The sequence below is a fragment of the Stutzerimonas stutzeri genome (assembly GCF_024448715.1).
Lineage (GTDB): Bacteria > Pseudomonadota > Gammaproteobacteria > Pseudomonadales > Pseudomonadaceae > Stutzerimonas > Stutzerimonas stutzeri_AR.
Window position 1 is genome coordinate 1 of the sequence record NZ_JAMOHZ010000014.1, and the last position, 24670, is coordinate 24670.

21 protein-coding genes are annotated in these 24670 nt (G+C 61.6%); 9 read left to right on the top strand and 12 right to left on the bottom strand.

Going from position 1 to position 24670, the window contains the following annotated elements; translation table 11 throughout:
- Positions 1-116: 116 nt before the first annotated feature.
- The 5 genes from yrfG to NAV33_RS20850 all read left to right on the top strand — a co-directional run bounded on the left by yrfG (position 117) and on the right by NAV33_RS20850 (position 7037).
- Positions 117-797, top strand: coding sequence for a GMP/IMP nucleotidase (gene yrfG / locus NAV33_RS20830; protein WP_255983657.1), 681 nt, complete (start codon positions 117-119; stop codon positions 795-797).
- Positions 798-989: 192 nt separating this feature from the next.
- Complete coding sequence (locus NAV33_RS20835) at positions 990-3089, top strand: hybrid sensor histidine kinase/response regulator (protein WP_255983660.1); 2100 nt, start codon at positions 990-992, stop codon at positions 3087-3089.
- A 127-nt stretch (positions 3090-3216) separates the two neighbouring features.
- Positions 3217-4062, top strand: a complete 846-nt coding sequence (gene fdhD, locus NAV33_RS20840) for a formate dehydrogenase accessory sulfurtransferase FdhD (RefSeq protein ID WP_255983662.1) — start codon at positions 3217-3219, stop codon at positions 4060-4062.
- A complete protein-coding gene (locus tag NAV33_RS20845; protein WP_255983665.1) occupies positions 4059-6401 on the top strand; it encodes an FdhF/YdeP family oxidoreductase in 2343 nt (780 codons plus the stop codon). The genes fdhD and NAV33_RS20845 overlap by 4 nt, the downstream gene beginning before the upstream one ends.
- A 174-nt stretch (positions 6402-6575) precedes the next feature.
- Entirely contained in the window at positions 6576-7037 is a 462-nt protein-coding gene (locus tag NAV33_RS20850; protein WP_255983667.1) for a YMGG-like glycine zipper-containing protein, read from the top strand.
- 111 nt (positions 7038-7148) lie between these two features.
- Here NAV33_RS20850 and NAV33_RS20855 read toward each other — a convergent pair whose 3' ends face one another.
- The 4 genes from NAV33_RS20855 to NAV33_RS20870 form a co-directional block, all read right to left on the bottom strand.
- A complete protein-coding gene (locus NAV33_RS20855) occupies positions 7149-7592 on the bottom strand; it encodes an acyl-CoA thioesterase (RefSeq protein ID WP_255983669.1) in 444 nt (147 codons plus the stop codon).
- A gap of 57 nt (positions 7593-7649) precedes the next feature.
- Positions 7650-8813, bottom strand: a complete 1164-nt coding sequence (locus NAV33_RS20860) for an iron-containing alcohol dehydrogenase (protein WP_255983671.1) — start codon at positions 8811-8813, stop codon at positions 7650-7652.
- Between the two features lie 221 nt (positions 8814-9034).
- Positions 9035-10825 carry an acyl-CoA dehydrogenase C-terminal domain-containing protein gene (locus NAV33_RS20865; RefSeq protein ID WP_255983673.1) on the bottom strand — a complete coding sequence of 597 codons (1791 nt, stop codon included), beginning with the start codon at positions 10823-10825 and terminating at the stop codon, positions 9035-9037.
- A 2-nt stretch (positions 10826-10827) separates the two neighbouring features.
- A complete protein-coding gene (locus NAV33_RS20870) occupies positions 10828-12066 on the bottom strand; it encodes a 3-hydroxyacyl-CoA dehydrogenase (RefSeq protein ID WP_255983675.1) in 1239 nt (412 codons plus the stop codon).
- Between the two features lie 102 nt (positions 12067-12168).
- On the opposite strand from NAV33_RS20870, the gene NAV33_RS20875 reads away from it, so the two are divergent.
- Together NAV33_RS20875 and NAV33_RS20880 are read left to right on the top strand one after the other, a co-directional pair.
- Positions 12169-13068, top strand: coding sequence for a LysR family transcriptional regulator (locus NAV33_RS20875; RefSeq protein ID WP_255983676.1), 900 nt, complete (start codon positions 12169-12171; stop codon positions 13066-13068).
- A 337-nt stretch (positions 13069-13405) separates the two neighbouring features.
- Positions 13406-13618, top strand: a complete 213-nt coding sequence (locus NAV33_RS20880; protein ID WP_255983677.1) for a cold-shock protein — start codon at positions 13406-13408, stop codon at positions 13616-13618.
- Positions 13619-13850: 232 nt separating this feature from the next.
- On the opposite strand, the gene NAV33_RS20885 is transcribed toward NAV33_RS20880, so the two are convergent.
- The 5 genes from NAV33_RS20885 to NAV33_RS20905 form a co-directional block, all read right to left on the bottom strand.
- A complete protein-coding gene (locus NAV33_RS20885) occupies positions 13851-14993 on the bottom strand; it encodes a sensor histidine kinase (RefSeq protein ID WP_255983678.1) in 1143 nt (380 codons plus the stop codon).
- Positions 14994-15473: 480 nt separating this feature from the next.
- Complete coding sequence (locus NAV33_RS20890) at positions 15474-16037, bottom strand: histidine phosphatase family protein (RefSeq protein ID WP_255983679.1); 564 nt, start codon at positions 16035-16037, stop codon at positions 15474-15476.
- A 194-nt stretch (positions 16038-16231) separates the two neighbouring features.
- A complete protein-coding gene (locus tag NAV33_RS20895; protein ID WP_255983680.1) occupies positions 16232-16657 on the bottom strand; it encodes an HPF/RaiA family ribosome-associated protein in 426 nt (141 codons plus the stop codon).
- Positions 16658-16866: 209 nt separating this feature from the next.
- Positions 16867-18171: an NTP/NDP exchange transporter gene (locus tag NAV33_RS20900; RefSeq protein WP_255983681.1), complete on the bottom strand. Its 1305-nt coding sequence runs from the start codon at positions 18169-18171 to the stop codon at positions 16867-16869.
- 37 nt (positions 18172-18208) lie between these two features.
- Complete coding sequence (locus NAV33_RS20905) at positions 18209-19126, bottom strand: aldo/keto reductase (protein ID WP_255983682.1); 918 nt, start codon at positions 19124-19126, stop codon at positions 18209-18211.
- A 284-nt stretch (positions 19127-19410) separates the two neighbouring features.
- Between NAV33_RS20905 and NAV33_RS20910 the strand changes: the two genes are divergently transcribed.
- Complete coding sequence (locus tag NAV33_RS20910) at positions 19411-19641, top strand: hypothetical protein (protein WP_255983683.1); 231 nt, start codon at positions 19411-19413, stop codon at positions 19639-19641.
- Positions 19642-19678: 37 nt separating this feature from the next.
- Here the strand turns inward: NAV33_RS20910 and NAV33_RS20915 are convergent, their stop codons facing one another.
- Together NAV33_RS20915 and NAV33_RS20920 are read right to left on the bottom strand one after the other, a co-directional pair.
- Complete coding sequence (locus NAV33_RS20915; protein ID WP_255983684.1) at positions 19679-21313, bottom strand: methyl-accepting chemotaxis protein; 1635 nt, start codon at positions 21311-21313, stop codon at positions 19679-19681.
- A gap of 94 nt (positions 21314-21407) precedes the next feature.
- Positions 21408-23351, bottom strand: coding sequence for a RecQ family ATP-dependent DNA helicase (locus NAV33_RS20920; protein WP_255983685.1), 1944 nt, complete (start codon positions 23349-23351; stop codon positions 21408-21410).
- 322 nt (positions 23352-23673) lie between these two features.
- On the opposite strand from NAV33_RS20920, the gene NAV33_RS20925 reads away from it, so the two are divergent.
- Positions 23674-23922: a DUF2790 domain-containing protein gene (locus NAV33_RS20925; RefSeq protein WP_255983686.1), complete on the top strand. Its 249-nt coding sequence runs from the start codon at positions 23674-23676 to the stop codon at positions 23920-23922.
- 117 nt (positions 23923-24039) lie between these two features.
- Here NAV33_RS20925 and NAV33_RS20930 read toward each other — a convergent pair whose 3' ends face one another.
- Complete coding sequence (locus NAV33_RS20930) at positions 24040-24642, bottom strand: nitroreductase family protein (RefSeq protein WP_255983687.1); 603 nt, start codon at positions 24640-24642, stop codon at positions 24040-24042.
- Positions 24643-24670 lie beyond the last annotated feature (28 nt).

Genomic DNA, 24670 nt, shown 5'->3' on the forward strand with positions numbered 1-24670 from the left:
TGCTCGCTACGTTTTCACGCAGCCTGGTAACCCGGCTTTTGCACCAACCGTGAACGCTTTGCATCGACCCGACCACTGCCGCACCATTACCGATTGCCGAACCACGAGAGCCTGCCATGATCGCTTCACTGCCCTGGTCCGAGATCGACACTGTCCTGTTGGACATGGACGGCACTCTGCTGGACCTGCACTTCGATAACCATTTCTGGCTCGAATTCCTGCCGCAGCGCTATGCCGAACTGCACGGCATCAGTCGTGCCATGGCCGAAATGGAGCTGATTCCGCTGTTCGCTGAGCACGAGGGCAAGCTCACCTGGTACTGCCTGGATCATTGGACCCGCGAGCTGAACCTGCCGATCCGCGAGATGAAGCGCGAGCTCGCCGACCTGATTGCCTTACGCCCGGCGGCGGACGAATTCCTCGCCGCCCTGCGCCAAGCCGGTAAATGTGTGGTCCTAATCACCAATGCCCACCGCGACTCCCTGTCGCTGAAGCTCGAACGCATCGAACTGGCACCCTGGTTTGACCGTCTGATCAGCTCACATGACTACGGCTTTCCCAAGGAGCAGGCGCAATTCTGGTACGCGTTGCAAGCCGACCTGGATTTCGATCCCGCCACCTCGCTGTTCATCGACGACAGCCTGCCGGTCTTGCGCAGCGCCCGCGGTTTCGGCGTCGCGCATCTCTTGGCCATCAGCGAACCGGATAGCCGTCGTGGGCAAAAAAACACTGAAGAATTCTCCGCCGTCGACGATTACCTAGAGTTGATTCGCAGCCTGCAGGGTTACGCGGGCTGAACGCAGGCATGCCGCTGGTCTGTTTGATTGCGTAAAACCATGCTCGCCCGAGAGCGGAGTTAGCCGCTCGGTAACATACGAGGTGACGACAACAACGACACGGCCCAGCCCTGGCTGCGCCATACCGGGCAGATGAATGCCCCTCAAGCCCGACGCATACCTAATGACCCACCGCGCATCGATGGACGACATATGGCAGTAGATCCAGAACTCTGGCCGCACGACAGCAGCGAAATGAGTGGCCGCATCCGTCGCCACGACTGGAGCACAACGCCGCTGGGCCCGATCGATAACTGGCCGGTCTCGCTGCGGGTTCTGGTCGCCACTCTGCTCGAAGCGCCACTACCGATGTGCGTGCTCTGGGATGACAGTGGCGTGCAGTTGTACAACGACGCCCACGCGGCACTGATTGAAGGTCGCCACCCCGCCGCGCTCGGTGCTCCGGTCGCCTCCACTTGGGGTGACATCTGGGCGGCGCTGATCGACGCGTGCAACGGCGATAAACGTAGCCAAGCATGTCTGCTACGCAACCAAAGCCTGCCTGGAAATGGCGAGTCTGACGACGTCTGGTTCGATCTGGCTCTCAGCCCCATCCGCGACGGCCAGAGGATCGCCGGGCAGCTGTTGTGCATGCGTAATAGCGAAGAGGAGGCGCTACGCCGCAGCGAAGCGAAGATCCGCATGATCACCGACGCCTTGCCGGTGCTCATCGGCTACGTCGACCGGGACGAGCGCTATCGCTTTAACAACCGCCACTATGAAACCTGGTTCGGTCATTCCCCTGGCTCCATTTATGGCAAGCACTTGAAAGACGTGGTCGGCGAGCGCGCCTACAACGAGCGCCGCGAACGGATCAAGGCCGCCCTCGCCGGTGAAGAAGCCATCTTCGAAGCGTCCATGCCCCACCGCGACGGTGAGCTGCGCCGAGCTTGGATGCATTACCTGCCGCACCATGACGGCGGAGGAAAAGTGGAAGGTTTCTTTGTCCTGACCCAGGACGTTACCGAGCGCTGGCGCGCCGAGCAGGCGTTGCGCGAACTCAACGAGACACTGGAAAGCCGCGTGCAAGAACGCACCACTGCGCTGGCCGAGGTCTACGAGCGGCTGCTCAAGGAAATGGCCAGCCGCGAACAAGCTCAGGAGGCCCTGCGCCAAGCGCAAAAGATGGAAGCGGTCGGTCAGCTCACAGGTGGCATCGCCCACGACTTCAACAACATGCTCACCGGCATAATCGGCGGGCTGGACCTGATCCAGCGTTACAACCAGACCGGCCGTCACGCCGAAACCCAGCGCTTCATCGATGCCGCCGCCACCTCGGCCAACCGCGCCGCGGCGCTCACCCACCGCCTGCTCGCGTTTGCCCGGCGCCAGCCGCTGAACCTCAAGCGGGTTGATCTGAATGCGATGGTCGAGTCGATGCGCGACCTGATGGTGCGCACCCTTGGCAGCCATATTCTGGTCGACGCCCAGTTGCAGCCGGACCTGTGGGCCGCCAACAGCGACGAAAACCAACTGGAGAGCGCGCTGCTCAATTTGGTGATCAACGCTCGCGATGCCATGCCCGACGGCGGCAGTCTGTATATCGCCACCGCCAATGTGCAGCTGTTGCGTAAGTCGGAAGTGGGCGAACTGGCGCCGGGCCGTTACGTCACTCTCAGCGTGATCGACAGCGGCTGCGGCATGACGCCCAAGGTGCTGGCCGCTGCGTTCGAGCCGTTCTTCACGACCAAACCGATCGGCCAAGGCACTGGACTCGGGCTATCGATGATTTACGGCTTCGCCCGCCAGGCCGGCGGCCATGTGCAGATCCGCAGCGAACCCGGTAAAGGCACCGAGGTCACGCTATATCTTCCGGCGCACCACGCACTGCCGATACCAGCGGCGACCAGCAGCCCGGCGGAGCAGCCGCCACAGGCTTTGCAAGGCGAAACCGTGCTGGTAGTCGAAGACGACCCGGCCGTGCGACAACTGGTGTTGGACGTTTTGAGCATGCTCGGCTATCAAGCCCTGGAGGCAGCCGAGGCCAACGCCGCCGTGAAAATTCTGGAAAGCAGCGAACGCATCGACCTTCTGGTTTCAGATGTCGGTCTACCGGGGATGAACGGTCGGCAGCTGGCGGATATCGCCCGTCAGCATCGCCCCGGACTGGGCGTGCTGTTCATGACCGGCTACGCCGAACAAGCGGCTAGCAGCGGATTTCTCGAGGCGGGCATGGACATGATCAGCAAACCGTTCGCTATCGACCACCTGGCCACGCGGGTGCGTGAAATGCTGGCCAGTAACGCATCGTGATGATGAAAGTCGCTGAAACGGCCGTGACTACGCAGGCGCGATACGCGTTGAAAAACCTGCCTGAGCCGCGCACAGTCAGCCGGTCGGCACAAAAACCCGTTCGTACGATCAACCATCGAGCTTGTCCATGAACGCCCCACGCCGCCCCATTGCGTCCCCGGATAGCAGCGCGCCGGCTGATGCCAGCCAGCGCTATCACTTCCAGGCTATTGGCGAGACACGGCAAGAGCCGGTCGAGCTGGCCGAGGAATGCGCCCTGGCCATTGCCTATAACGGCATCAGCCAGGCGGTGATGATGGTTTCGCCGGCCGACTTCGAAGATTTCGTGGTGGGCTTCAGCCTTGGCAGCGGCATCGTCGAAGAAGCCAGCGATATTTACGACATCCATATCAGCGGCACCGGCAGCGGCCGGCAGGCCGACGTGGAGATCGCCAGTCGCGCCTTCTGGAAACTCAAGGAGCAGCGTCGCCAGCTACCCGGCAATGCCAGCTGCGGCCTATGCGGCGTAGAGGCGCTGGAGCAGGCACTGCCGCAGCTGCAGGTAATGCCAGTCGCGCCGTTGCCTCCGGCCCATTGGCTGAACGATCTGCGCCAGCGCATCGCCGAATACCAGCCCCTCGGGCGAACCTGCGGTGCGGTGCACGCCGCCCTGTTCATGGATGCGCAGGGCGAAATCCTCCTGGGCCGCGAGGACATTGGCCGGCACAACGCGCTGGACAAGCTGATCGGTGCACTCAGCCGCGCCGGTCATGACGTCGCGGGCGGCGTCGCGGTGGTCACCAGCCGCTGCAGCCTGGAGCTGATCCATAAGGTTCAGCGCGCCGGCATTCCCACCCTGGTCAGCTTTTCATCGCCGACCGGCCTGGCAGCGCAGTGGGCACAGCTACACAACATCAACCTGATCCACATTCCCCACCGCAGCCCGCCGAGGGTCTACAGCCCGGCGGCCGGTACGGCCGAGGACCAGCGGTGAGTCTGCAGCCCGAAAAGCCGCGCTATCGGCCCTATACCGGCGCCGCCGCCGGCTGGGGCGCGCTGCGCAGCGTCGCGTATTCCTGGCTCGACAGTAAGCAGCCGCTGAAGAATCTGCGCGCGCTGCTGAAGACAAACCAGAACGGCGGTTTCGACTGCCCCGGTTGTGCCTGGGGCGATTCGCCGGAAGATGGCGCGGTGAAGTTTTGCGAGAACGGCGCCAAGGCAGTGAATTGGGAAGCCACTACCCGCCGCGTCGACGCCAGCTTTTTTGCACTCTACAGCGTCAGCCAGCTTCGCGAGCAGAGCGATTACTGGCTCGAATACCAAGGCCGGCTCACCGAGCCGATGCGCTACGACGCGGCCAGCGACCACTACCGACCGATCGGCTGGGACGAGGCGTACGCGCTGATTGCCAAACACCTCAATGCCTTGGATAACCCCGACCAAGCCGAGTTCTATACATCCGGGCGCACCAGCAATGAGGCGGCGTTTCTCTATCAGCTTTTCGTCCGCGCCTATGGCAGCAACAACTTTCCCGATTGCTCGAACATGTGCCACGAAGCTAGCGGCGTCGCCCTTGGCGAAAGCATTGGCGTTGGCAAGGGCAGCGTTACCTTTGAGGATTTCGCTCAGGCTGATGCGATTTTCATCCTTGGCCAGAACCCCGGCACCAATCACCCACGCATGCTCGAACCGCTGCGCGAGGCGGTCGCCCGGGGTGCCCAGGTGGTCTGTTTCAATCCGTTGAAGGAGCGCGGTCTCGAGCGCTTCCAGCATCCGCAGCACGCGCTGGAAATGCTCGCCAACGGCTCCGCTCCGCTGAATACGGCGTTCTTCCGCCCGGCTCTGGGCGGCGATATGGCGGCCATGCGCGGCATCGCCAAGCTGCTGTTGTTCTGGGAGCGCGAAGCCCAGTCCAAAGGCGAGCCATCGGTGTTCGATCACGCCTTCATCGAACAGCACACCATCGGCCTGGACAGCTATCTGGCAATGCTGGACGCCACCAGTTGGGAAGACATCGAGCAGCAATCGGACCTTGATCTGGTCCAGCTCGAACAGGCGGCGCGAATCTACCGCAACGCCGAGCGGGTTATCGTCTGCTGGGCCATGGGCATCACCCAGCATCGCCACTCGGTTGCGACCATTCAGGAAATCACCAACCTGCAGCTGCTGCGCGGCAACCTCGGCAAGCCCGGCGCTGGCCTGTGCCCGGTGCGTGGCCACAGCAATGTGCAGGGCGACCGCACCATGGGCATCAACGAGCGCCCGCCGGTGGCGCTACTCGATGCGCTGGAAAATCGCTTCGCTTTTCAAGTGCCGCGCCAATCCGGCCACAACGTGGTGGAGGCGATCGAAGCGATGCTGGAAGGCCGCTCGAAGGTCTTCATCGGGCTGGGCGGCAATTTCGCCCAGGCCACTCCGGACAGCCCGCGCGTACATCAGGCATTGCAGCAATGCGCGTTGACCGTGCAGATCAGTACCAAGCTCAACCGCAGCCATCTGACCGCCGGCCGCGACGCGCTGATCTTGCCGTGCCTCGGCCGCACCGACATCGACCGTCAGGCCAGCGGCCCGCAGGCGGTTACCGTGGAAGATTCGTTCAGCATGATCCACGCGTCCCATGGCCAGCTGGAACCACTCTCGCCGCTGATGCGCTCGGAGCCGGCTATCGTTGCCGGCATCGCCAAGGCCACGCTCGGCATGCATCCGCTGGATTGGGAAGCGCTGATTGCCGACTACGCGAGCATCCGCCGGTTGATCGCCGATACCATTCCCGGTTTCGCCGATTTCAACCAACGTCTGCTGTCGCCGGGTGGCTTTCACTTGAACAACCCAGCCGCGTCACGGCTCTGGAACACCGCCAGCGGGCGCGCGAGCTTCATGGCCAGTCCGCTGCCGGAGAGCTTGCTCGACGAAGCGGTACGCAGCACCGGCGAGCTGCCGGACCTGACACTGCAGACGCTGCGTTCGCATGATCAGTACAACACCACCATCTACGGCCTCGACGACCGCTATCGCGGCGTTCGCGGCCAGCGCCGGGTAATCTTCGTCAACCCGGTCGATATCCGTCGGCTGGGCTTCGAACCTGGACAGCAGGTCGATATCCAGTCCCTATGGAATGATGGTATCGAGCGCAAGGTGGAGGGCTTCACTCTGCTCGCCTTCGATATTCCACCGGGCCAGGCGGCCGCCTATTACCCGGAAACCAACCCACTGGTACCGCTGACCAGTGTCGGTATCGGCAGCCACACGCCGACATCCAAGTCCGTCGCCATTCGCCTGTACGCCGCGCAGGAAAATCCGTTGGTCGCAGGCACTCTCACAACCGCAAAATAAAGGCGCCTGATAGCGCCAGATGAAGGGAGCTAGGACCGCTTCGGTTGTTTCCAGTTCCCACGCCAAATCAAATACTTATGAGAAGTGAAAGGCATCACACCTTTTATCGGCAAATACTTGCGCAAGCTTGGTCGGCACGTGAGGATCGCGGCGCCATCCATTAGAGGTTTCGCCATGAAGTATTCCTCCATTCTGCTGTTGTCCGCGAGCCTGCTCAGCAGCGCCGCATTTGCCGGAAGCAACACCGAAGCGGCCGTTGGCGGCGCACTGGGCGGAGCACTCGGCTCAGTGGTCGGTGAACACCTCGGCGGCTCGACAGGTGCAACCATCGGTGCCGGAGTCGGTGGTGCGGCTGGTGGCATGGTTGGTGCGGATAAGCGCAGCCGTACCGAGGCCGCAATCGGCGGCGGTCTTGGCGCGGCAGGCGGCAACGTTATCGGCCAGCGCGTCGGTGGCAGCACGGGCGGCCTGATCGGCGCAGCGGTAGGTGGCGGCGCCGGTGGGGCGATCGGCAATGAGTACGGCGACGATGATGACTACGATCGCCGTGATCGCCGCTACCGAGACGACCACCGCCATGGCCACCCTGGCAAAGCCAAGGGGCATTACAAGCACAAACACAAGCATCACGACTGATTCTGCTGTGCCGTAGCGGTGGATTACACGGCCAATCAATTGCTAAGGCAGCAATAAGCAGGCTCCGCCCTACCCGGGCGGGGCGATCACCAAGACGTTGCGGGGCGACGTTTACTCGGCCATTACCAACAGCGCCTCAAGCGCTTGGCGCAAACCACTCGGGATCGGCGTCGGCCGGTTGCTGGCGCGATCCACGAATACATGGACGAAGCGCCCCGCCGCGCAGGCCTGTGATTCCCCAGCCTTGAAGATCGCCAGCTCATACTGCACCGAGCTGTTGCCGAGCTTGCCAACCCGCAAGCCGACTTCCAAGGCATCCGGAAAAGCGATGGACGCGAAGTAATCGCATGAGGAACTGACCACGAAGCCCACCACGTCGCCTTCGTGGATATCCAGCCCGCCGTGCTCGATCAGATAGACATTCACTGCGCTGTCGAAATAGCTGTAATAGACGACGTTATTCACGTGGCCATAGATGTCGTTGTCGTGCCAGCGCGTGGTGACAGGCTGAAAGCGGCGGTAGTCAGCGCGCAGATGCTGCGGTTGTTCGGCCATTGGAAAGTCCTTGAAGGCAGGCCGGCGCGTCGCGTTCAACGCAATGCGCCGGAGGGATCAGTAGGCGGCGCGATAGATGGCCAACGCATCGGCCTCGGTGACTTCGCGCGGGTTGTTCACCAGCAGCCGCTGCTGTTGCATGGCCTCCTTGGCCAGTTGCGGCAGCATCGCCTCTGGCACGCCGGCGTCGCGCAGGCGATTCGGCAGGCCCATGCGCCCGCAGAGCTGGTCCATCTCTTCGATCAACTGATCGGCAAAGGTCGTTGGATCATCGCTACGTAACCGCTCGCCAAGGACGATCGGCGCCAGCTCGCCGTAATGGGTAGTCGCCGCACTGACGTTGAAGCGCAACACGTGCGGTAGCACCAGCGCGTTGGACAAGCCGTGCGGGATATGGAAGTTGCCACCCAGCGGATAGGCCAGCGCATGCACCGCCGCTACCGGCGCGTTGGCGAACGCCTGGCCGGCGAGGCAGGCGCCGAGCAGCATCGCCTGACGCGCCTCGCGATTGCTGCCGTTGTGCACCGCTTCGTGGAGGTTGGCCGAGAGCAGGCGCAGCGCTTCGCGAGCCAGCAGGTCGGACAACGGATTCTTTTTCAGCGCGCTGGTGTAGGCCTCGATGGCATGCACCATCGCGTCGATGCCGGTCGCGGCGGTTACCGCTGGAGGCAAGCCGACTGTGAGATCGGCATCGAGCAGCGCCAGGTCCGGCAGCAGCAACGTCGACACCACACCCATCTTGGTGGTTTCGCCTGTAGTGATGATGGCGATTTGCGTAACTTCCGAGCCGGTGCCAGCGGTGGTCGGCACCTGGATCAGCGGCAGGCGTTGGCCCTTGGCGTTGCCCACGCCGTAGATGTCCTGCAGCGATTGACCGTTGTTCGGGTGGGCCAGCAGCGCGACGAGCTTGGCGACGTCCATCGAGCTGCCGCCGCCAAAGCCGATGACCAGATCCGCTTTCGCCGCTCTGGCCTGCTCCACCGCAGCAAGCACGATATCTTCCGGCGGGTCGGCCACGACCTGATCGTAGACGGCAACTTGCAGGCCTTCAGGCTCGAAGCCCGGCAGCACCTCGCTGAGCAGGCCGAAACGGGTGATACCGGGATCGGTCACCACCAGCACCGAACGTGCGCCCCGCTCCTTACAAATATTGGCCAGACGCCGCGACGAGCCAGGCTCGCAGATCAACTGGGCGGTTGTGGAGAAGCTGAACGGATGCATCGGTGCCTCCTGATTCACGAAAGAATTCCTCCTTGCGAAGGATCTGGGTTGGAACCCCTAAAAAAGCTTCGCCAGCAAGCTGGCTCCTACAAGTGATGTGCTTCGGCGGCGTCGTTCCAACCGCACCGAAAACCGAGCCACCGTACTGCTTTTTTTTAGGAGCCAGCTTGCTGGCGAACCGGACCGCTCAATCGCAGCGGTCGACAGCCGGGGCCCACCACTCAAAACGCGAAATCCGCCTCCGGCAACGCCATGAGGCACCCAGCGCCACCGAGAATTGCCTCCCGGTGCGCGCTGGCACGCGGCAATACGCGGCGCAGATAGAAGTCCGCGCTGGCGAGCTTGGCCTGGTAGAACGCCTCCTCACCGGCGCCTTGCTCCAGCGCATCCTGCGCCCGAGCGGCCGCCTGTAGCCAGAGCCCAGCTAACAACACATAGGCGGAATACTGTAAGAAATCCACCGACACCGCGCCGATTTCCTGAGGGTCGCGCTCGGTAGCGGCGAGAATCTCGGCGGTCAGTTCTCGCCACTCGCCGATGCGCGCCTGAACCTTGCGCGCCATTTCCTGCAACGCCGACCGGTCGAGTTGCTGGTCACAGATTTCGCTGAACTCCGCCTGCAATACCGACAGCTCCGCGCCACCGTCACCGAGCAGCTTGCGGCGGATGTAATCCAGTGCCTGGATGCCGTTGGTGCCCTCGTAGAGCTGGGTGATGCGGCTGTCGCGCATCAACTGCTCCATGCCCCACTCGCGGATATAGCCGTGGCCGCCGTAGATCTGCACACCGAGGCTGGCGACCTCCTGGCCCATGTCGGTGAAGAACGCCTTGACGATCGGAATCAGCAGCGCCGCGCGCTTGCCGGCGGCCTTGCGCGCCGCCGCGTCGGGATGGCCGTGTTCGAGGTCCAGCTCGCGTGCGCAGTAGGCGGCGAGCATGCGGCTGCCTTCGACCAGCGTCTTCTGGGTGAGCAGCATGCGCCGCACGTCCGGGTGGACGATGATCGGGTCGGCCGCCTTGTCCGGGTGCTGCACGCCGGCCAGCCCCCGCGACTGCAGCCGCTCGCGGGCATAGCTCAGCGCGCCCTGGTAGGCCTGTTCGGCGATGCCCAGGCCCTGCAGCCCGACCTGGAAGCGCGCGTCGTTCATCATGGTGAACATGCACGCCAGGCCCTGGTTCGGCTCGCCGACAATCCAGCCGGTGGCGCCGTCGAAGTTCATCACGCAGGTGGCGGCGCCCTTGATGCCCATCTTGTGCTCGATGGCGCCACAGCTCAGCGCGTTGCGCGCGCCCGGCGTGCCGTCGGCCTTGGCGATGAACTTGGGTACCAACAGCAGGCTGATGCCCTTCACCCCGGCCGGCGCATCCGGCAGACGCGCCAGCACCAGATGCACGATGTTCTCGCTCATGTCGTGCTCGCCACCGGAGATGAAGATCTTGCTGCCGCTGACCCGGTAGCTGCCATCCGCTTGAGGCTCGGCCTTGGTGCGCAACAATGCCAGGTCGGTACCGGCCTGCGGCTCGGTGAGGCACATGGTGCCGCTCCAGCTGCCACTGACCAGCTTCTCGAGATAGGCGTTCTTCAGCTCGTCGCTGCCGTGCTTGTACAGCGCCAGCACCGCGCCCTCGGTAAGGCCGGAGTAGATGCGGAACGACAGCGAGGCGCCCATCAGCATCTCGTGGAAGTTGCACGCCACCAGCTGCGGAAAGCCCTGGCCGCCGTACTCAGTCGGCCCGGTCATGCTCGCCCAGCCGTTATCGACGTACTGCTGGTAGGCCTCGACGAAGCCCTGCGGCGTCCTCACCTCACCGTTTTCCAGGGTTACGCCCTCTTCATCGCTATTACGATTAAGTGGGGCGATCTCGCCGCCGGTGTAGCGCGCAGCCTCTTCCAGCACGCCGTCGATCAATTCGTGATCCAGACCGTTGCCAAGCAGCTCGCAGTGGGCCGTGGCATCGAACAGCTCGTGCAGCACGAAGCGCATGTCACGCAGCGGGGCCTTGTATTCCATGCTCAGGCCTCCTTCTTGTAGTCGACGAAGCGACCGCCGAGCGTGGCTAGGCTGTCGATCAGTTCGGCCGGCTTCCAGTGCGGGCCGTGGCGCTCGGCCAGCGCATTCAAGCGATCGCGAATCGCTGGCAGGCCTTGGCGGTCCGCCCAGGTCAGCGGCCCGCCGACTTCGGCCGGGAAGCCGTAGCCGTTGAGATAGACGGTATCGATGTCGGTGCTGGATTCGGCCATGCCTTCCTGGAGAATCTTCGCGCCTTCGTTGACCAGCGCCAGCAGGCAGCGCTCGAGAATTTCCTCCGTACCGATGTCGCGGCGCCGATAGCCCAGCCGCTCGGACTCGCGCTGCACCAGCGCATCTACTTCGGGGTCGTGTTCAGCCTGGCGGCTGCCCTCGGCGTAGCGGTAATAGCCCATGCGCGATTTCTGGCCGAAGCGGCCCAGCTCGCACAGGCGGTTGTCGATCTGCACCTCAGGCTCGTCTTGCCCTTTGCCGGCCAGCTCGCGGGCGCGCCACTCCAGGTCGATGCCGACCACGTCGTACATGCGGAATGGACCCATGGCGAACCCGAAGCTCTGCAGCGCGGCGTCTACCTGATGCGGGTAGGCACCTTCGAGCAGCATCGTCCGCGCCTCACGCACATAGGTGGCAAGCATGCGGTTGCCGATGAAACCCTGGCAGTTGCCGGCCACGACGCTGACCTTGCCCATGCGCTTGCCGAGTTCGGTAGAGACGTCCAGCACCGCTTTCGAGGTCTTCGCGCCGCGGACGATTTCTAGCAGCTTCATGATGTGCGCCGGGCTGAAGAAGTGCAGACCCACGACCTGCTCGGGGCGCCCGGTGACGGCGGCGATGGCGTCGATATCCAGCGCCGAAGTGTTGCTGGCGAGAATGCCGGCCGGCTTCACGATGCCGTCCAGCTCGCGGAAGATGTTCTGCTTCAGCTCGAGGTTCTCGTAGACCGCCTCGATCACCAGATCGACATCCTTCAGCGCCTGATAGTCGGCCGCCTTGCTTATGCAGGCGCGACGCGCCGCCGCCTGCGCCTCGTCGATACGGCCCTGGCGGACGTTGTGTGCGTAGGTCTCGGCCACCACGCCCAGCGCCTGATCGAGCATCTGCGGATTGTTATCCAGCCACAGCACCTGCACACCGGCGTTGGCCAGGCTCATGACGATACCGCGGCCCATGGTGCCGGCACCGATGACGGCGGCGGTCTGGATATCGAAGCGGGTTTGGCTCATTGCTGCAGTCCTCGTCGCAAGGCAGAAAAAACAGAAGACCTACCTTAGTTGAAGACGCTACTATTTTTGAAATTTAGTCTTGTGATACTTCTAATTCATTCGATGAATATCTACAACTTCGATCTCAACCTACTCCGCGTGCTAGACGCTCTGCTACGTGAGCGCAACGTATCCCGCGCGGCGGAGCGTTTGTCCCTCAGCCAACCGGCCGTCAGCAATGCGCTCAATCGTCTGCGCGAACTGCTCGACGATCCTCTGCTGGTACGCGTCGGTCGCGTCATGCAACCCACACCCCGCGCGCTGAGCCTTGAAGCGCCGATCCGCGATGCGCTGCAGCAGATCGAACATACACTCAATGCCGGTGACTTCTTCGATCCGTCCACCAGCCGTCAACGCTTCGTCATCGCCGTGACCGACTACGTCGAGCTGATCTGCATGCCGCGCTTGATGGCGCACCTGGCTGATGTGGCACCAGGGATTCAATTGGCGATCCAGCACCTGACTCCATCGCTGCCGGCAGAAGCACTGAACAACGGCAAACTGGACTTGGTGTTAGGACGTTTCCTCGAAGTCCCCGCTCGCTTTCACACTCGCCGCTGGGCGAGCGAAACGTTGCAAGTGGCGGTGCGCCGCGGACATCCGCTGATTGAAGAGACACTCGATCTCACAAGCTTCCTGCATCTGCGTCATCTTTGGGTCCACGGCGGCCAGACACGCGGGATGGTCGATCAATGGCTGGAAGATCACGATCTCGCACGCGACGTCGTTTACACCACCCCCAACTACCTCCAGGCCGCCCACATCGTCGCCAGCAGCGACCTGGCCGCCGTGCTGCCCGCCCAACTCGCCCGCCACTTCGCGAAGCTGCTGCCGCTGCAACTCTTCGACGTGCCGTTCGATCTAGGCACCTTCCAGCTGGACATCGTCACCGTCGCCCAGCGAGAGCGGGATGCAGCATTGCAGTGGTTGATTGAGCGGATTGTGGCGGTTGCCAAGCAATGACTGTCGGGTGGCTTTTTTGCTTTTTTATTAAAAAAGCTTGAGCCGCTACGCGCAAAACATCAACCGACGTACGGTTCCGGCAATTAATACTCATAATTAACAGCTGGTTAGATTTGAATTAAAGAGCATAAAAAGCTAGCCAGACCTAAACTCAATATAAGAACTGTACTAATTTAATTATCTGCGTATATTCGCCTCCACTGCTTCGCAATTAACACTTCGACACCCAGCTTGATGTTTCTTTGTTTCGTCTCCCTGGTTCGTTTTGCTTCTCGCTTCTCAGTCTCGACGCTGAAAAATCAGCTTCGCAGCCTTAAAACCACCTTGGAGATACATCATGTCTGCTCGTCAAAACGGCACTGTTAAATGGTTCAACGATGAAAAAGGCTTCGGCTTCATCACCCCAACTGATGGCAGCGAAGATCTTTTCGTTCACTATCGTTCGATCGAAAGCGCTGGCTTCAAAAGCCTGAGCGAAGGCCAGTCGGTCTCTTTCATGGCCACCAAAGGTCAGAAAGGGATGCAGGCCGATCAGGTCCAAGTCGTTTAAGACGCCTGATTTAAAAAGCCCCGCTTCGGCGGGGCTTTTTTTGTCCAAAGAAAAGTGGCGCATTGAGGGTGTTAGAGAGAAAGCAGATTATTTCCCAGGCTTCCGAAAAGGAATGAGTCTTCGGTTTCGCCTGCTGGTCAAGTAGGCCCCGGTTACAAAGCTATCCATGACCCCTTTAGCCTTTTCGTCGTGACAGAAAAAAACCGCCTCAGCTCCATTCCGTATGGGGTAGCTATGCCCCGCAGACGCGCGAAGTTAGCGGCAGTCTGACGGTGAAAACAGTGCCGTGATCGATTTCGGACTCTACCTTGATACGCCCTTGATGCGCCGCGACGATCTCGCCGGCGATAAACAATCCAAGGCCCAGCCCAGAGTTGGGCCCATGTTCACCTGCGGCGTATTGAGAATGGCGGCTCATGGGATTGAAGATATGGGGAATCGCCTCGTCGGCGATCGGCTCGCCCTGGTTGCGTACCGCAAATACCGCGCACCCCTGATCGGCTTGCAAGCTGACCATAATCGGTGAGGTCTCATTGCCATGCTGGACGGCGTTGCCGATCAGGTTGGAAAAAACCTGCTCCATCCGCGCCGCATCGAACTGACCAACCAGCTCTCCGCTTGCTTCGAAGACGATGTTGCACTCCGGATGATAGGCCCGTATTTCCTCGACGATGCCTTCACATATCGCCGCCAAGCTGGTTTCTGCCAGTTGCACGGGAATGCCCGAACCAACCTGTGAGCGGGTGAAATCGAGCAGATCGCTGACGATCTTGTTTGCCCGTTTGACGCTGGTATAGATGCGCGAGGCGATCTTGGTCGGCTTGGGACCTAAATCATCTGCCAACAGAAGCACCTCGGAGCCGAGCAGTATCGCGCCCAGCGGCGTGCGCAAATCATGCCCAAGGATGCCTAGGAAGATGTCTCGCGAGGCACTGACAGCCTCTGAATAACTCGCGATGGACTCGGCGAGCGCCTGGTCGATGGCCTCGTTAAAGCGAATCATGTCTTCCACTTCGAAATCCGTGCCACTTTTGATTTGCTGCAACCACTGCATCAGCACACTGCTGCGCAAGGCGCGGTACTCCGAGACCATTTGCTCAATAGTGAAGCCGGCCATGTGCCGTGTTATGGCGTGGGTTTCCGCAGCGGTTTCGTCCTCGCTTTCGGGCGCGTTGCCCTGGGATTTATCGATCTGCTCCGCAGTCGTCTGCGTGGTTTGCATATCTGCCACAATGGTCCTGAGCATTTGCTCGGCATGGTCCCGCAGGTCACTAGGGTCCATCGTCGTGGACGCCGGCTTGATGGTCATGGCGAAGTCTTCCCAAGCCTGCAGAATCGGCTCAAGGTTGTCGATGATGAAGTGGGCAAGGCGCATGAAGTATCGCTCCGCAAATAAAAATCGACGGTCAACTCGGCGCAGGGTTCAAGCTAGACGGGGCTCGCTGGGCGCTCCGTGACATCGCAGATGTCATCAGCAGTAAGAAAACTGAAGGGCAACATCGAAACAGCGCTACGAACATCCGTAACCGGTGGACACTCCACCGGAGAGCCCGACTTTCTTCCAGGCAACAAAAAACCCGCCGAAGCGGGTTTTTCCTGACCATTCCGAAATCCTTTCGAATGCCATCCTGGCGGTGGTCGATCATCCTTGATCCTGAGCGCGTCCTGCGCTTCAGAGTGGGTGTAGATTAATCCTTGTCCGTCGGTAGCCATAGCGCTGAACGCCGCTACCGCTTGTAAGCCTTTCGCTATAGCTGCGTTGCCATAGCTCAGCATTGCGCAGCGTATCCAGGCGTAACCGTGGACCGCCCACCTAAGCAACGCGGCTTCATACCGGGCCAATGATGCAGACAACTCAATCTCCCTTGTAATAGCTGCACGGCTCCCAATACCGCTTGAGGATAAGGTTCAGTGGCCCTGCCCAGCCACGCTTACGCAACTGCCTCGCGATGAGGATGTTCATGATGCCGTGGCCCATGAGCAACACACTTCCATACCTCTCGGCAAATTCGATAAGCCTTTCAGCCGCCGCGCTGGCCCGCCGGTTGGATTCGCTGATGGGCTCGGTATGCCGGGCAAAACCAAGGAACCAAGCGCCGCGAAACAGCAATCGCCAGAACCGGGACGGCATAGGCGGAAAGGACCAGTCCGGATACGGCAGGTGCGCCTCGGCAAACAACGAGTCCGGCTCCTGATGACAATCGCAAGCCAACTGCCCACGGGACTGCACGCAACGCGACAACGAGCTGCAGACCACGACGCCAGCTTTTTCAGCGAGTGGGACCAGCGCGTCCGGCAATTCTTGGGCGACGACATCCGCCTGATTGTAATTGGCGATCCAATCCTTCATCTGCGCTGGCGTACACCAACTCGCTGCAGTGTGGTCGGGCCTGCCGTGACGTACCAGGGTAATCTGCATGGAAAGGCTCTGGCCTGCAGTGGTAACGCAGAGTGACGACGTTGGGAGTAGCGGTTCTTGCCGTGGATACTCGCGAGCGAACTCACTCCTACGGATCGGTTTCGCCCGTCTGGACAGCTTCGCGAGCAAGCTGACTCCTACGGTTTGTGCACGCGCACGCACCTCGGTGCGTACGCCCTGCTCTGCAAACCAGACTATTCCTTGCCACGTGCTTCCTGGTTCCGGAGAAAATCTTCTTCAAGCATGGCGTCCTTGACAGCCTGCGGCTCTTCATCGAGTAGCGGGTCGTTGAGTTCTCCACTGGACAGTACCTTGGCGTCGAGCTTGCCCATTAGGTGTTCCAGCGCATGGCGCATCTTTTCCGCCGCACCGTCGACGGCCAGCTGGAGCGACTCGGCCTTGTGAGTGACGGAAACGGCCTGGTGGCCTTTAGGCCGCGCTTCGATCTGGCAGCGCTTGTCGTCGGCGCCGGCTTTTTGCGCGTTCTCATCGCTGACGTGGACTTCGATTCGAGTGAGAAAGTCATCGAAACGCTCCAGCCGCTCCTCTACGGTCGAACCCACCCATTCATGCATCTCGACACTGCCGTGGACGTGTTGACTGTTGACTTGAACATGCATACGACTACTCCTGATTGATGACGTACCTGTTAGGTTCGAGGGATCTGCGGCGCCGAGGTTCAGCGGCTTCGTCTGGCTGATTTGTTCTGCATGGCGGTTCAGGCAGCAATGAATGCTGGCAGAAGCTAGGCTGCGAATGAGGCTGGAAGGTATGCGGGTTGCACCATTTTTCTTCACCCCCATCCCCCTCTGAAAAGGCCGGTTCAACGCTAATCGCCTGCATTTACCTGCTCGGCCTTGCCACGGTCTGCACGGCCGCCCAGATACCAGCCCAACCCGCCCCATACCGCAGCGCAGGCCGCGCCCACTATGGCGATCAGCACCGCGCCGTGGCCGAGGGTATCCAACAGACTCTTGGCCCAGCCGCTCAAGGCGTCGCCGCCGCGATAGACCACGGTGTCGATGAAGTTCTTCGCCTTGTACTTGCTCTCGGCATCCAGCGGGGCGAAGAGCATTTCGCGGCCCGGACGGACGAAGGCGTACTCGCCGATGCGCCGCACGATCATCACCGCGGCCAGCACGGCGAAGGTCGGCGCCAGCGCCAGGCCAATGAAGCCCAGGCAAACCAATGCCGGCACTGCAGCCAGCAGCACGCGCACGCCGAGGCGCTGGGCAATGCGCCCGGTGATGAACAGTTGCGACAGCAGCGCGCCGGCCTGCACCACGAAGTCGATCGCGCCGAACACCCGCACCTGCTCGGCGCGATCAGGAAAGAGCTCGGCGACCAGCCGCGCCTGCTCGAAGTAGAGAAAGGTGCTGGCCGTGGTCAGCAGCAGAACGAACGCGGCGATGCCCAGCAGATAGGCCGACCCGAGTACCCGCGTGAGCCCGCTGAACGGATTGCCGGCAACCGGTCGGCGCGGGTTTTCTGCCCGTTCGGCGCCGGGTCGACCGGCGCCATGCACTTCACGCCAGGCCATCAGTTGATGCTTGAGCGCCACGGCGGCGGCCAACAACAGCGCCGCCAGTAACATCAGGCCGAACTGCCCCAGCATTCCCACCAGCAACGCGCTCAGCGCCGGCCCTACCAAGCCGCCGACGCTGGCACCGGCAGCGATAAAGGCGAACAGACGGCGGGCCTGAGGCGCGTCGAATACGTCGGCCATCAGGCTCCAGGCCACCGAAACCACGAACAGGTTGTAGACCGAGATCCATACATAGAACACCCGCGCCAGCCAGATGCTGTCCCGCAACAGGAAGAACAGTCCGGCAAACAGCAGCAGGTTGATGCAGAAAAACCCGTACACCCAGTCGATGTAATGAATGCGCGCCACTCGCGAGTTGAGCCAGGCGAACAACGGCACCGCAACCAGCATGGCGAGGAAGGTCGCGGTGAACAGCCACTGCAGGTTGTCGACGCCGCCCTGAATACCCATCGACTCGCGGATCGGCCGCAGCATGAAGTAGCCGGAGAATAGGCAGAAGAACAGCCCGAACCCCGCCAGCGCGGCGCGTAGCTCGCCGGGGCGGGCATTGATCAGTGCGGCAGCGCGTGCGGCGAGCGGGACGGACATATAGCCTCCAGCGGCGAAGACTGCGGCGGCGTGGCGCTTAGCGGAAGGCTTCGACGATCAGTTGCCGCTGACGCTCGTCCGGCAGGCGACCCTGCCCGGCGAGAATGTTGTCGGCCATATAGCGCGGGTTAGAGGTGGCGGGAATCACCGTAGTGACGGCCGGCTCGGCCAGGATGAACTTCAGCAGCAGCTGCGCCCAGGAGCTGGCGTCGATCTCCGCAGCCCAGGCCGGCAGCGGCTCATTCTTGACCCGCGATAACAGGTTGCCGCGGGTGAAGGGCCGGTTGATCAGCGTGGCGATGCCGTTGTCGGCGCAATACGGCAGTAGTCGCTTCTCGGCATTGCGCTCGCCGACCGAATAGTTGAACTGAACGAAGTCGACCTTCTCCTGCTTGAGCACATCGAGCAGCCGATCATGGGCCGACTCGACGTAGTGGGTCACGCCGATATAGCGCACGCGCCCCTGCTCCTTCAGCTCGCGCAGCAGACCGAGCTGGGTGCTGGTGTCCTGCAGGTTGTGCACCTGGATCAGGTCGATGGTGTCGGTCTGTAGTGCTTTGAAGCTGGCCTCGATTTGCGCCATACCACGTTCACGGCCGGTGGAAGAAACCTTGGTGGCGAGAAACACCTGATCTCGCACATCGAGTCGCTGGACCAGTTCGCCTACCACGCGATCCGCATTGCCGTAGCTCGGCGCGGTGTCGATGACCTTGGCGCCACCCTCGACGAATACCCGCAGCACGTCGAGCAACGCTTCCATTTCGACATCGTCGAGGCTGATGTCATGCGTACGCGAAGTGCCGAGCCCTATCACCGGCAACATTTCGCCGGAAGCTGGAATCGTGCGCGTCCGTAGCGGTTCAGCGGCCTGCGCCAGAGACGGCAGCAACGGTCCGAGAGCGGCGATAGCCGCCAGTACGGCGGAACGGTGGAGGAGCTGGCGGCGCGTCTGCATGGGCGAATTCTCCAGGTCGGTTGGTGTTGGCGGAGTCGACGCTTCAGTATGGTCGACTCCGTCGGACACATCGGCCGTCCGACGTACAGGAGCTTTTCAGTTTGTTTCGACAGCGGATACCTGCGTCAGCTTTTACCGAACACAGCCGAAAATTTCAGAGGATCGATTTCTCCGATAATGGCAATATGCCTCCAATTCGGTTCTACTTCGCCGCGCCTGATGGCCGTTGATCCTTGCGCAGCACCCGTTGGTGCCTGCGCAGGTTCGCAACAATCGAGACACCCATGTCCAGTCACCCGACCAAGCCGACCGGCCAACCCTCGACCGCCTCGTCTGATAGATCTGAGCAGTCAGCTCGGCAATTCAAGGCGCGGCGACACCGGCTGATCAACCTTGCCTATGCGCTGGGTCTGCTGTTGGTATTCGTTCTCAGCCTATTGCTGCTGCCCGACGATACCGGCCTGGGCAAGCTGCTGCGCAGCGAGCTGGATGCCGAATCGAGCGCCACGCTTTAGCCGAGCGCTTCAACGCCTGCTTTCTTGTAGCACCAACTCAGACGCGAAACCGCCCGACCAGCTCCGCCAGGCTCTGGGATAGCGTGGAAAGCTGCTGGCTGGCCTGCATGCTTTTGGCCGAGTTCGCCGCCGCGTCGTTGGACAGGTCACGGATGTCGGTGATGTTGCGCGCGATCTCCTCGGTGACGCTGCTCTGCTGCTCACAGGCCGTGGCGATCTGCGCCGCCATGTCATTGATGCGCTGAACCGACTGCGACGTTTCGGCCAGCACCTGATCGACACCCGCGGCGCGCTCGACACTGTCGCGAGCCTTGCCGCTGCCGGCATGCATCGCCTGCACAGCCTTGGCGACACCGCCCTGCAAACGCTCGATGCGTACCTGAATATCCTTGGTCGAATCCTGGGTGCGTGCCGCCAGTGCCCGTACTTCATCGGCCACCACGGCGAAGCCGCGACCCTGATCACCAGCCCGAGCAGCCTCGATGGCAGCGTTGAGCGCAAGCAGGTTGGTCTGTTCAGCGATACCGCGAATCACCTCGAGCACGGCGCCGATGCTGGCGGTTTCTTCGGCCAGCGCCTCGATGGTCTGCGAGGTACTTTCCACCTCTTGAGCGAGCTGGCGGATCGACTGGATAGTGCCGCTAACCACCGCTGCACCCTGGCGTGACTGGTTTTCGGCATCGCGCGCAGCGTTCGAAGCGTTCTGCGCATTGAGCGCGACTTCATGTACGGCGGCGCTCATTTCGGTGGCCGCCGTGCTGACCTGATCGACCGCCGCATGTTCGCTGATGATCAGCCGATCGTTGATGGCGGCCATTCCGGCCATGCCGCGTGCGGCAGCATCGACCTCTTCGGTTACCCGCCCTACTTCGGCGATCAGCGGCTGCAGCTTGTCGAGGAATCGATTGAATGCATTGCCGAGCCGGCCAAGCTCGTCGTTCGAGCGCACATCCAGCCGGGCTCGCAGGTCGCCATCGCCTTCGGCGATCTGCTGGACGCGATCGAGCAGCCGGCGCATCGGCCTTAGCACCACCAGCGGCAATACAAGCACCAGCAGCACACAACCGAGCAGGCCGAACAGCAGAAGGCCAGCCTGCAGCGACTCAGCGGTCGCGCCCTCGGCAATTGCCGCCTCGCCCTCACGCTGTGAGGCCTGGTCTTCGAGTTCGCCGAGCTTGTCGATAGCATCACGCATGGCATCGAAACGCGCTTCGCTGTCACCGAAACTCAGCGCGCTGGCCGCCTGCGGGTCGACGGCGATCTGCTCAATGACCCGTTGTGAGATCGCCGACCACTGTTCGAAGCCACGATTGAACTGTTCGACCAGCGCCAAGGCTTCGGCTCCCGGCTGCATCGCAGCGTATTGCTGCACGCGGTCACGGGCTTGCTGGAGGTTTTCCGCATGGCTCTCCCGCAGCGCTTGAACATGCTCTTCGGCATCGCTGTCGAGCATGCTGCGCTCGGCGACAAACGCCTGGTACAAGTCGCGGTCGGCGTTCAGCAACAGGCTGATGGCCGGTAAATAACGCTTGGTCAGCAGACTGCTCGACTCTGCTGTCTGGTCGATGCCGCGCATGCCGGACCAACCCATCAACACGAGTAGCAGGGCCAGGAAGCCGACCGGCAAGGTAATTTTCCAGCGAAAGCCCAGATTGGTGAAAAAGCGAGACATGGCGGCGCCCCATAGACGGATTGTCCTGCTATCGGCAGCTCTGCCCTTGCGCATGAGGTCATTGGTCGCCGTTATGCAAACGGACCCGCTCGCGCTATGGCCGCCTCACTCGCTCACGCACAGCTGCGTACGGATAGGCTTCCAGCGACGCGAACCCTGGAATGCCGCGCGCCTTGAGCTTGGTGAATACCGGCGCGCTGATGCCGCAGAGAAAACGCGTCAGGCATTCGGCGCTGGGCGCAGAGCCTTTCAGCTGCTGGTAGCGCTGGCTGAATTCGACGCAACGGGCGCTGACATCGATACCCGCAAGCGGCGCCAGCGCTGGCGGTTCCGGTAGCTGCGCGATTTGGCCGTGACAGACCGAACAGTGCCCACACTGCTGCGGTGCTTGGCGATCACCGAAATAGGTGGCCAGACGCTGGCTCAGGCAGTCAGGGGACTCGAACAATGCCAGCATGTTGTCGATGCGGATGATTTCGCTCTGCTCGTGCTGCTTGAAGTAGGTGTGCAGCTCGGTACTCAAGGCTTCGCTATCGAAGCTCGAATCGAGCAGTACGTAGACCTCGGTCATCTGCTTGCTTTCCAGCTCGATCCAGCCCTTTTCCTGGAAGTACTCCAGCGCCTTGACCACCCGCGCGCGGTCGGCGCCGTGCTGCTGATAGAGCGCATCGAAATCCAGGGTGCACCAGGTCCGCGCCCGCGCCGAGGTGTGCATGATGGCCTCGACAAATTGCCGACGCTCGCCGTCAAATTTCGCCACCAGCGCCTCGGGTTCGAGAAGGTACTTGAAGCGATATTCGGCGAAATAGGCGAAGCGCGGGGCGATGATGCTTTTGAGTTCCAGCTGCACCAACAGCGTCTTCAGCGGCAGCTGGCGGATGTTGCTCTGATCGGATAGCTGATTGAGCATCAGCTCCCATTGCCCACTGCCCTTTTGATCAGGAGCAGCCACTTGCAACAGCTCGTCCAGCACGCAGCGAATGCCCTCGCGCTCCGGCGTGTCGCCGTAGACGTAGTTCTGCAGCACGCTAAGGCTGTCGCGATTGGCCAGCACCAGGCAATCGGACGGCTGGCCGTCGCGCCCGGCACGGCCGATTTCCTGGCTGTAGTTCTCCACCGACTTGGGCAAGTCGTAATGCACCACATTGCGGATGTCCGACTTGTCGATGCCCATGCCGAACGCGATGGTGGCGACGATGCAGTTCAGCTCGCCGTCCATGAAGCGGCGCTGGATCGATTCGCGCAGCTCGTGACCCATGCCGGCGTGGTAGGCGCTGGCAGGAAAGCCTCGCTGCGCCAGGTGTCCGGCGACCTGCTCGGCGGTTTTCTGTTGAGTAACGTAGACGATGGTCGGTTGGCCGGCCTTGTCTGCAAGCCACTCCACCAGTCGGCGCTGCTTGTTGAATCCGCCGACCGGCTCGACCAGCAAATTGAGGTTGGGACGATAGAAGCCGGTAGTCACCACATCGCCCGTGGCAATGGCGAATTTGGCCTGCATGTCGGCGATCACCGGCGGCGTAGCCGTGGCGGTCAGCAGCAGTACCTGAGGAATATTGAACTGGCGTTGATAATCGGGAAGCTTGAGGTAGTCCGGGCGGAAGTTGTGGCCCCACTCGGAGATGCAGTGCGCCTCGTCCACCACCAACAGCGAGATCGGCACCTGACTGATGAAGTGGCGAAAGCGCTCGTTCTTCAGACGCTCCACCGAGATCATCAGAATTTTCAGCTCGCCGGACTTGGCTCGGCTCATGGTTTCGCTGGCCTGTTCGCGGCTCTGTGCCGAATCGATGCTGCCGGCGGCGATGCCATGCCGATGCAGAAATGCCAGTTGATCCTGCATCAGCGCCAACAAGGGCGATACAACCAGCGTCAGGTGCGGCAGCAACAGCGCCGGCAGTTGATAACACAGGGACTTGCCGGAGCCGGTCGGAAAGATCGCTGCAGCCGAGCGACCGGCCACCACGGCGCGAATGGCCTGTTCCTGACCAGGGCGGAAACCGTCGTAGCCAAACGTCTGGGCGAGGGTCTGTTCGATCATGCTGAGTCACTCCTTTGACTGGGGAGTCGGAGGGTAGCAAAAGGAGGGAGACGGTAAAGCAAACGGGCGGCCAGGGCGCGGTCAGCCGTCGATAATCGCTCGGAAAATTCGGCCAAGGCGATGCAAGAGCACTTGCAGGTCTGCAGCAAGCGAGGCGGCCAATATTTCGCTCAATCACGGTCATTGGAAACCGCAATTATCGTTAGCAAGCTCACTACTTTTACGATCGCCGGGCCCTGAGAAAAACCATAAGCGAAGCTGGATCAGGTGATGCGGCTCGTGAACAGGACGCCATACGAATCAGAACACAGGATGCCCCACCATGCGCGTTACCCTTGCTACCACTGCCCTTCTGCTATCCGCCGCCTCGCTCGTCCATGCCAACAGCGCCGAACCCGAGACCTACACCTACGGTACCAAGACCGACATCGCGTCTGTGATGTCGATCAAGATCGAACCCACACCCTATTGCGAGGTTACCGACGCGGTCATGACTTATCGCGATTCCGCCGGCGAGGTACGCAAGCTTTCGTATCGGACCTTGTCCGATGCCTGCAAGAACCAGAACTGATATCGACCGTCTCGATAGCCGGCGCTCCGACGGACTTGCTGGGCTGCAGGGCTCTGGTCAACTGAAAGGTCGATTGAAAACGAAGGGGCGCCATACCGAGCGCCCCTTGCTGCATGCTTAGAACCGATCGCGGATGATCACTTCATCGAACGGCAGCTTACCGACACGCGGCTTGGGTTCGGCGGCCCGCTTGCCCACCGCGACCATCATGGCAATCACATGGTTGTCCGGCAGGTTGATCAGCTTGCCTACCGCGTCGAAATCGAAGCCGTCCATGGGGCAGGAATCCAGCCCCTTGCCGCGTGCGGCAAGCATCAGCGTCTGCGCCATCAGGCCGCAGCTGCGCATGGCTTCGTCACGCTGAACCTGCGGCTTGTCGCGGTAGTAGTTGTCGATGGCGCCGGCCATGTAGTCCTGCACCTCGGGCGGTGTGCCTTCCCAGACGCGGCGGACGTTCTTTTCCCAGCTATCCACCTGCGCGCAAACCACTACCAGCATCGAGGCGTCGGTCATCTGCGCCTGGTTCCAGCCCACCTCACGAATCTGTGCGCGCAATGCCGGATCGCTGACCTCGACGAAACGCACATGCTGCAGGTTGAAGGCTGACGGGGCGAGGAGAGTCAGCTGCAGCAATTCGTCCTTTTCTTCCCGGCTGAGCTGGAAGTTGGTGTCGTAGGCTTTAATGGCGCGACGGGTCTGGATGGCTTCTTCGATATGCATGAACGGCTCCACGGGTTGAAAAGTGTGG

Excerpts from the sequence above, each read along its gene's own strand:
- yrfG (WP_255983657.1), top strand. The coding sequence starts at position 117 with ATGATCGCTTCACTGCCCTGGTCCGAGATCGACACTGTCCTGTTGGAC.
- NAV33_RS20835 (WP_255983660.1), top strand. The coding sequence starts at position 990 with ATGGCAGTAGATCCAGAACTCTGGCCGCACGACAGCAGCGAAATGAGT.
- fdhD (WP_255983662.1), top strand. The coding sequence starts at position 3,217 with ATGAACGCCCCACGCCGCCCCATTGCGTCCCCGGATAGCAGCGCGCCG.
- NAV33_RS20850 (WP_255983667.1), top strand. The coding sequence starts at position 6,576 with ATGAAGTATTCCTCCATTCTGCTGTTGTCCGCGAGCCTGCTCAGCAGC.
- NAV33_RS20855 (WP_255983669.1), bottom strand. The coding sequence starts at position 7,592 with ATGGCCGAACAACCGCAGCATCTGCGCGCTGACTACCGCCGCTTTCAG.
- NAV33_RS20860 (WP_255983671.1), bottom strand. The coding sequence starts at position 8,813 with ATGCATCCGTTCAGCTTCTCCACAACCGCCCAGTTGATCTGCGAGCCT.
- NAV33_RS20865 (WP_255983673.1), bottom strand. The coding sequence starts at position 10,825 with ATGGAATACAAGGCCCCGCTGCGTGACATGCGCTTCGTGCTGCACGAG.
- NAV33_RS20870 (WP_255983675.1), bottom strand. The coding sequence starts at position 12,066 with ATGAGCCAAACCCGCTTCGATATCCAGACCGCCGCCGTCATCGGTGCC.
- NAV33_RS20875 (WP_255983676.1), top strand. The coding sequence starts at position 12,169 with ATGAATATCTACAACTTCGATCTCAACCTACTCCGCGTGCTAGACGCT.
- NAV33_RS20880 (WP_255983677.1), top strand. The coding sequence starts at position 13,406 with ATGTCTGCTCGTCAAAACGGCACTGTTAAATGGTTCAACGATGAAAAA.
- NAV33_RS20885 (WP_255983678.1), bottom strand. The coding sequence starts at position 14,993 with ATGCGCCTTGCCCACTTCATCATCGACAACCTTGAGCCGATTCTGCAG.
- NAV33_RS20890 (WP_255983679.1), bottom strand. The coding sequence starts at position 16,037 with ATGCAGATTACCCTGGTACGTCACGGCAGGCCCGACCACACTGCAGCG.
- NAV33_RS20895 (WP_255983680.1), bottom strand. The coding sequence starts at position 16,657 with ATGCATGTTCAAGTCAACAGTCAACACGTCCACGGCAGTGTCGAGATG.
- NAV33_RS20900 (WP_255983681.1), bottom strand. The coding sequence starts at position 18,171 with ATGTCCGTCCCGCTCGCCGCACGCGCTGCCGCACTGATCAATGCCCGC.
- NAV33_RS20905 (WP_255983682.1), bottom strand. The coding sequence starts at position 19,126 with ATGCAGACGCGCCGCCAGCTCCTCCACCGTTCCGCCGTACTGGCGGCT.
- NAV33_RS20910 (WP_255983683.1), top strand. The coding sequence starts at position 19,411 with ATGTCCAGTCACCCGACCAAGCCGACCGGCCAACCCTCGACCGCCTCG.
- NAV33_RS20915 (WP_255983684.1), bottom strand. The coding sequence starts at position 21,313 with ATGTCTCGCTTTTTCACCAATCTGGGCTTTCGCTGGAAAATTACCTTG.
- NAV33_RS20920 (WP_255983685.1), bottom strand. The coding sequence starts at position 23,351 with ATGATCGAACAGACCCTCGCCCAGACGTTTGGCTACGACGGTTTCCGC.
- NAV33_RS20925 (WP_255983686.1), top strand. The coding sequence starts at position 23,674 with ATGCGCGTTACCCTTGCTACCACTGCCCTTCTGCTATCCGCCGCCTCG.
- NAV33_RS20930 (WP_255983687.1), bottom strand. The coding sequence starts at position 24,642 with ATGCATATCGAAGAAGCCATCCAGACCCGTCGCGCCATTAAAGCCTAC.